Genomic DNA, 6,838 nt, shown 5'->3' with positions numbered 1-6,838 from the left:
CTAAGAGGCCAGCACTGACTACATCAATCTCACATCAATCAAGCATCACGAAACAACCAAGGCTGGCTCGCCCGGTGCTTGGCTTCGAACGCGGCAATCGCCTCGCCGTCCTGCAGGGTCAGGCCGATGTCGTCCAGGCCGTTGAGCAGGCAGTGCTTGCGGAATGCATCGATTTCGAAATTCAGCACCTTGCCGTCGGGTCGGGTTACGGTCTGGGCCGCCAGGTCGATCTGCAATTGATAGCCAGGGTTGGCCTCGACCTGCTGGAACAGCTCGTCCACTTCGGCATCGCTGAGAATGATCGGCAGCAGGCCGTTCTTGAAGCTGTTGTTGAAGAAGATGTCGGCGTAGCTCGGCGCGATGATGCTGCGAAAACCGTACTCTTCCAGGGCCCATGGCGCGTGCTCGCGGCTCGAACCGCAACCGAAGTTCTCGCGGGCCAGCAATACGCTGGCGCCTTGGTAACGCTCGGCGTTGAGCACAAAATCCTTGTTCAACGGCCGCTTGGAGTTGTCCTGGTACGGCTGGCCCACGTCCAGGTAACGCCATTCATCAAACAGGTTCGGGCCGAAGCCGGTGCGCTTGATGGACTTGAGGAATTGCTTGGGGATGATCTGGTCGGTGTCAACGTTGGCACGATCCAAAGGCGCGACAAGACCGGTGTGCTGGGTGAAAGCTTTCATGCTGCGCTCCTTCAGATCAATTCGCGAACATCGACAAAACGGCCGTTGACGGCCGCAGCGGCGGCCATCGCTGGACTCACCAGGTGCGTACGTCCACCGGCGCCCTGGCGGCCTTCGAAGTTTCGGTTGGACGTCGAGGCGCAGTGCTCGCCCGACTCCAGGCGATCCGGGTTCATCGCCAGGCACATCGAGCACCCTGGCTCGCGCCATTCGAAACCGGCCTCGAGGAAAATCTTGTCCAGCCCTTCCGCTTCGGCCTGGGCTTTCACCAGCCCCGAGCCCGGCACCACGATCGCCTGTTTGATCGTCGAGGCAACCTTGCGGCCCTTGGCGATCACCGCTGCGGCGCGCAGGTCTTCGATCCGCGAGTTGGTGCAGGAGCCGATGAACACACGGTCGAGCTGGATGTCGGTGATCGCCTGGTTGGCGCTCAGGCCCATGTATTTCAAGGCACGGACGATGGAGTCACGCTTGACCAGGTCCATTTCCCTGGCCGGATCCGGTACGTTCTGGTCCACCGCCAGAACCATTTCCGGCGAAGTGCCCCAGCTGACTTGCGGCTTGATCTGCGTCGCGTCGAGCTCGACCACCGTGTCGAACTTGGCATCGGCATCGGAGACCAGGTCTTTCCAGGCTTCGACCGCCATGTCCCATTCGGCGCCTTTCGGGGAGAACGGCCGGCCCTTGACGTATTCCACGGTTTTTTCATCGGCCGCCACCAACCCGACGCGTGCGCCGGCTTCGATGGACATGTTGCAGATGGTCATGCGGCCTTCGACGGACAGATCGCGGATCGCGCTACCGGCAAATTCGATGGCGTGGCCATTACCGCCGGCGGTGCCGATCTTGCCGATCACGGCCAGGACGATGTCCTTGGCGGTCACGCCGAATGGCAGCTTGCCCTCGACGCGCACCAGCATGTTTTTCATTTTCTTGGCGACCAGGCACTGGGTGGCGAGCACGTGCTCGACCTCGGAAGTACCGATGCCATGGGCTAGCGCACCGAAGGCGCCGTGGGTCGAAGTATGCGAGTCACCACAGACCACGGTCATGCCCGGCAAGGTCGCGCCCTGCTCCGGGCCGATCACGTGGACGATGCCCTGGCGGACGTCATTCATCTTGAATTCGACGATGCCGTATTCATCACAGTTGTCGTCAAGGGTCTGCACTTGCAGGCGCGAAACCTGGTCGGCAATCGCCTCGATGCCACCCTTGCGCTCCGGCGTGGTCGGCACGTTGTGGTCCGGGGTCGCGATGTTGGCATCGATGCGCCAAGGCTTGCGCCCGGCCAGACGCAGACCTTCGAAGGCTTGCGGCGAGGTCACTTCGTGAATGATGTGACGGTCGATGTAGATCAGCGCCGAGCCATCGTCGCGCTGCTTGACCAAATGCGAATCCCAGAGCTTGTCGTAGAGCGTTTTGCCGGCCATCAGACGGTTTCCTCATCAGCTTGTTTCTATGCCCTGGGTCCTGAGCGGATCAATAACCCCTTGGCTTGTGAGGCTGATGGTAAGAGGCTACATTAAATAACTCAAATTCATATTTTTCATGCTTTGCATAACCAACTGGAATCCGATCAGAAACGCCATGGACCTCGCCAACCTCAATGCTTTTATTGCTATCGCCGAAACCGGCAGTTTTTCCGGTGCCGGTGAACGCCTGCACCTGACGCAACCGGCCATCAGCAAGCGTATCGCCGGCCTCGAGCAGCAGCTCAACGTGCGCCTGTTCGACCGTCTGGGCCGGGAAGTGAGCCTGACCGAAGCCGGCCGGGCCCTGCTGCCACGGGCCTATCAGATCCTCAACGTGCTGGACGACACCCGCCGCGCCCTGACCAACCTGACCGGCGAAGTGACCGGGCGCCTGACCCTCGCCACCAGCCACCATATCGGCTTGCACCGCCTGCCACCGCTGTTGCGGGAGTTCACCCGACGCTACCCACAGGTGGCATTGGATATTCAGTTCCTGGATTCGGAAGTGGCCTACGAGGAAATTCTCCACGGCCGGGCGGAACTGGCGGTCATCACCCTGGCCCCCGAGCCCCACACGCTGGTACGGGCCACGCCGGTGTGGGACGACCCGCTGGATTTCGTGGTGGCGCCGGAACACGCCCTGCTGGAAAACAGCGCCGTCAGCCTAGCGGACATTGCCCTGCATCCGGCGGTTTTCCCCGGAGGCAACACGTTCACCCACCACATTGTGCAACGGCTGTTCGAAGCCCAGGGCCTGACGCCGAACATCGCGATGAGCACGAATTATCTGGAAACCATAAAGATGATGGTCTCCATCGGCCTGGCCTGGAGCGTTTTGCCGCGCACGATGCTTGATGAGCAGGTGGCGCGCGTGCCTTTGCCGGGCATACAGCTCAGTCGCCAGCTAGGCTATATCCTGCACACCGAACGGACGCTGTCGAACGCTGCACGGGCTTTCATGGCTCTATTGGACGCACAAATCGATCTGCCAGGGACAAGGGCATAAGTTGTGCTACTCCTACAGGGCCATTACGCCTGCGCATAACACCCAATCGCCCAAGGCCCGCTAGAGAATGCCCAAACCCGCCGACCGTACTCCGCCCCTGCCGCGCATCCAGGCACTCGACCCGAAACGGTCGGAGCAAAGCTGGGAAAGCGCGCCACAGTTGCTCGCCGCCCTGAACGGAGCGCGGCTGGGGGCCTGGTCGTGGGACATCGATACCGGCCAGATCAGTTGGTCCCGAGGCACCCAGGCGTTGTTCGGTTTCGACCCGCGCCAGCCATTGCCGGCGGACGTCGACTACCTCGACCTGCTGCTGCCCGAAGATCGGGCCAGGGCCATGCGGGCCTTCCATGCCGCCGTTTCCGGCATGCCGCTGGAACAGGCGATGCACCACCGCATCGTCTGGCCCGATGGCAGCCTGCACTGGCTGGAAATCAGTGGCAGCGTACTGCCCGACAAGCACGGTCGCCCGCGGATGATCGGGGTGATCCGCGAAATCACCCACCAGCGCGAACGGGAACAGGCGCTGCGCAGCTCGGAGAAACGCTTCGCGACACTGTTCCACCTGTGCCCGAACATGGTCCTGCTGACCCGTCAGGAGGATGGGCTGATCAGCGAAGCCAACCAGTATTTCGAAAGCCTGTTCGGCTGGCCGGTGCACGATGTGATCGGCCGTACCACTCTGGAACTGGGCCTGTGGGTCGACCCCACGCAGCGCGCCAGACTGGTAGAAGCCACCAAGGCCAAGGGCGAGCTGGTAAGCATCGAAGTGGAATTTCGCGCCAGTAACGGCCAGATTCACAATGGAATTCTCAGCGCCCAGAAAGTCGAACTCGAAGGCCAACCTTATTTATTGAGCACCTTCCTCGACACCACCGAACGCAAACTTGCCGAACAGGCCCTCAAGGACAGCCAGGAACGCCTGGACCTGGCCCTCGACTCGGCGCAACTGGGTACCTGGGACTGGCACATCCCCAGCGGCATGCTCTACGGCTCGGCCCGGGCCGCGCAGCTCCATGGCCTGGAGCCCCAGGCATTCCACGAATCGTTCGATGCGTTTTTCGAGGGCGTGCCTACCGAAGAACGCAACAACATGCGCAACGCCTACCGCAGCCTGCGTGAAGGCCCGGCGGGCAATTACCAACTGACCTACCGCGTGCAACTGCCGGACGGCAGCTCGCGCTACCTGGAAAGTCGCGCGCGCCTGTACCGCAACGACGACGGCAGCCCGCTGCGCATGGCCGGCACCTTGCTCGACATCACCGACCAGGTGGAGCGCGAACAGAGCCTGGCGGCTTCGGAAGAAAAATTCGCCACGCTGTTCCAGGTCAGCCCCGATCCGATTTGTCTTACCCACCAGGACGACGGCACGTTCCTGGAAATAAACTCGAGTTTTACCCAGACATTCGGTTGGGCGGCCAATGATGTGCTGGGCCGCAGCGCCGACGAGATCGGCCTGTGGGAAGCTTCGGGCAGCAGCCTGCAACGCATCGAACGGGTCATCCGCGAGCAGTCGCTGAGCAATGTCGCCATCGTCGTCCATCACAAGAACGGCCAGCCGCTGACCTGCGTGATCTCCAGCCGGCAGATCAGCGTCGGCAACCAGCCCTGCATCGTCACCACCCTGCGGGACATCACCCAGCAACAACGCTCCGAAGCGGCGCTGAAGGCCAGCGAGGAAAAATTCGCCAAGGCATTCCACTCCAGCCCCGACGCCATCACCATTACCGAATGCGATAGCGGCCGTTATCTGGAAGTCAACGATGGCTTCTGTCGCCTGACCGGTTATCGCGCCGACGAGGTCATTGGGCACACGGTCTACGAGGTCGGCATCTGGGCTGAAGAAAAGCAACGGACGGCGCTGCTGGCCGAATTGCAACTCAAGGGCCGCGTCCTCCATCAGGAAATGCTCGGGCGCAACAAGCGCGGCGAAATCCTCACGGTGGAAGTGTCGGTCGAGCCCATCACGCTCAACGAGACGGCGTGCCTGCTGCTGACTGCCCGTGACGTGAGCCTGCTGCGCAACGCCGAGGCGCAGATCCGTCACCTCGCTTATCACGACCCGCTGACCAACCTGCCCAACCGCGCGCTGCTGCTGGACCGGCTCAGCCAGCAGATCGCTTTGCTCAAGCGCCATAACCTGCGCGGGGCCTTGCTGTTCCTCGACCTGGACCATTTCAAGCACATCAACGATTCGCTCGGCCACCCGGTTGGTGACACGGTGCTGAAGATCATCACCGCCCGCCTCGAAGCCAGCGTGCGCCTCGAAGACACCGTGGCGCGCCTGGGTGGCGACGAATTCGTGGTACTGCTCAGCGGCCTCGAAGGCACGCGCGGCGTGGTCAGCCAGCAGGTGCAGACCCTCGCCGATATCCTTCGCGAACTGCTCTCCGAGCCGATGTTTCTCGATGGGCAACGGCTGCAAGTCACCCCCAGCATCGGCATGGCGCTGATACCGGACCACGGTTCCACGCCCACTGACCTGCTCAAGCGCGCCGATATCGCCCTGTACCGCGCCAAGGATTCGGGACGCAATACCTCGCAGATGTTCCATGCCACCATGCAAAAAGCCGCCAGCGAACGGCTGCGCATGGAAACCGACCTGCGCCAGGCCCTGGCCCGCAACGAATTCAGCGTGCATTTCCAGCCACAGGTCGACGCGCGGGACAACCGCATCGTCGGCGCCGAAGCCCTGGTGCGCTGGCATCATCCGGACCTCGGCGCGCAATCACCCAATGAGTTCATCAAGGTGCTGGAGGACAGCGGCCTGATCCTGGAAGTCGGCACCTGGATCCTCGACGAAGCCTGCGACGGCTTCAAGCAACTGATCGCCAAGGGCAAGGTCGACCCGCGACGGTTCAAGCTGTGCGTGAATATCAGCCCCCGGCAGTTCCGCCAGAGCGACTTCGTCGAGCGCATCGAAACCAGCCTCGCCAGCCATGGCCTGCCCTATTCCCTGTTGAAGCTGGAGATCACCGAAGGCATCGTGATCCACAACCTGGACGACACCATCGGCAAGATGCGCCGCCTCAAGAAATTGGGGGTGAGCTTTGCCATGGATGACTTCGGCACCGGTTATTCATCGCTGACTTACCTCAAGCGCCTGCCGGTGGACACGCTGAAAATCGACCAATCGTTCGTACGTGACGCCACCAGTGACCCCAACGACGCCGAGATCATCCGCGCCATCGTCGCCATGGCCCGCAGCCTGAACCTGGAGATGATTGCCGAAGGCGTCGAGACACTGGAGCAGTTGAAGTTCCTGCAGGGGCTCGATTGTCATTTGTACCAGGGTTACCTGCACAGCCGGCCATTGCCGCTGGAGGCGTTCGAGCGGTTGTTGCCTTAGCTAGGAGCTTTTGTGGCGAGGGAGTCCCCGCCGCGTCGCCGACGCTGCGCTGTCGCGCAGCAAACAAGTGTTCGGCTTAATATTGGGTGCGCGCGGGGACAGAGGCCGTAGCTATCACTGGTGTGTGCGCACCCGCGAGGGAGAGTGGCCGGCACGGTATCGGCGTGGAGTCGTTGTAGGCACAGCAAGCTGTGACCACGTATGAGAGAGTGAATCCGTTCGACACCGTGTGCCCCGCGCGCCGTTCAATCCTGCGAGGAATTGTCATGGCGCGCAAGAAGCAGCAGAAACGATTTGAAGTCGTTCACCCTCATTGTGCCGGTATCGATAT

4 protein-coding genes are annotated in these 6,838 nt (G+C 61.8%); 2 read left to right on the top strand and 2 right to left on the bottom strand.

What is annotated here, in order from left to right:
- Positions 1 to 38 precede the first annotated feature (38 nt).
- Together leuD and leuC are read right to left on the bottom strand one after the other, a co-directional pair.
- The gene (leuD, locus tag ACE04F_RS10475) at positions 39 to 683 is read right to left on the bottom strand and encodes a 3-isopropylmalate dehydratase small subunit (protein ID WP_092400399.1); all 645 of its coding nucleotides are present in this window, start codon (positions 681 to 683) and stop codon (positions 39 to 41) included.
- Between the two features lie 11 nt (positions 684 to 694).
- On the bottom strand, positions 695 to 2,113 hold the full coding sequence (leuC, locus tag ACE04F_RS10470) for a 3-isopropylmalate dehydratase large subunit (RefSeq protein ID WP_486106459.1): 1,419 nt from the start codon (positions 2,111 to 2,113) through the stop codon (positions 695 to 697).
- 157 nt (positions 2,114 to 2,270) lie between these two features.
- On the opposite strand from leuC, the gene ACE04F_RS10465 reads away from it, so the two are divergent.
- On the top strand, positions 2,271 to 3,161 hold the full coding sequence (locus ACE04F_RS10465; RefSeq protein ID WP_486106457.1) for a LysR family transcriptional regulator: 891 nt from the start codon (positions 2,271 to 2,273) through the stop codon (positions 3,159 to 3,161).
- A 67-nt stretch (positions 3,162 to 3,228) separates the two neighbouring features.
- Positions 3,229 to 6,507 carry an EAL domain-containing protein gene (locus ACE04F_RS10460; RefSeq protein ID WP_486106455.1) on the top strand — a complete coding sequence of 1,093 codons (3,279 nt, stop codon included), beginning with the start codon at positions 3,229 to 3,231 and terminating at the stop codon, positions 6,505 to 6,507.
- Positions 6,508 to 6,838 lie beyond the last annotated feature (331 nt).

It is taken from the genome of Pseudomonas sp. AGC41 (assembly GCF_057334555.1).
This window is presented reverse-complemented; position numbering and strand designations above follow the sequence as displayed.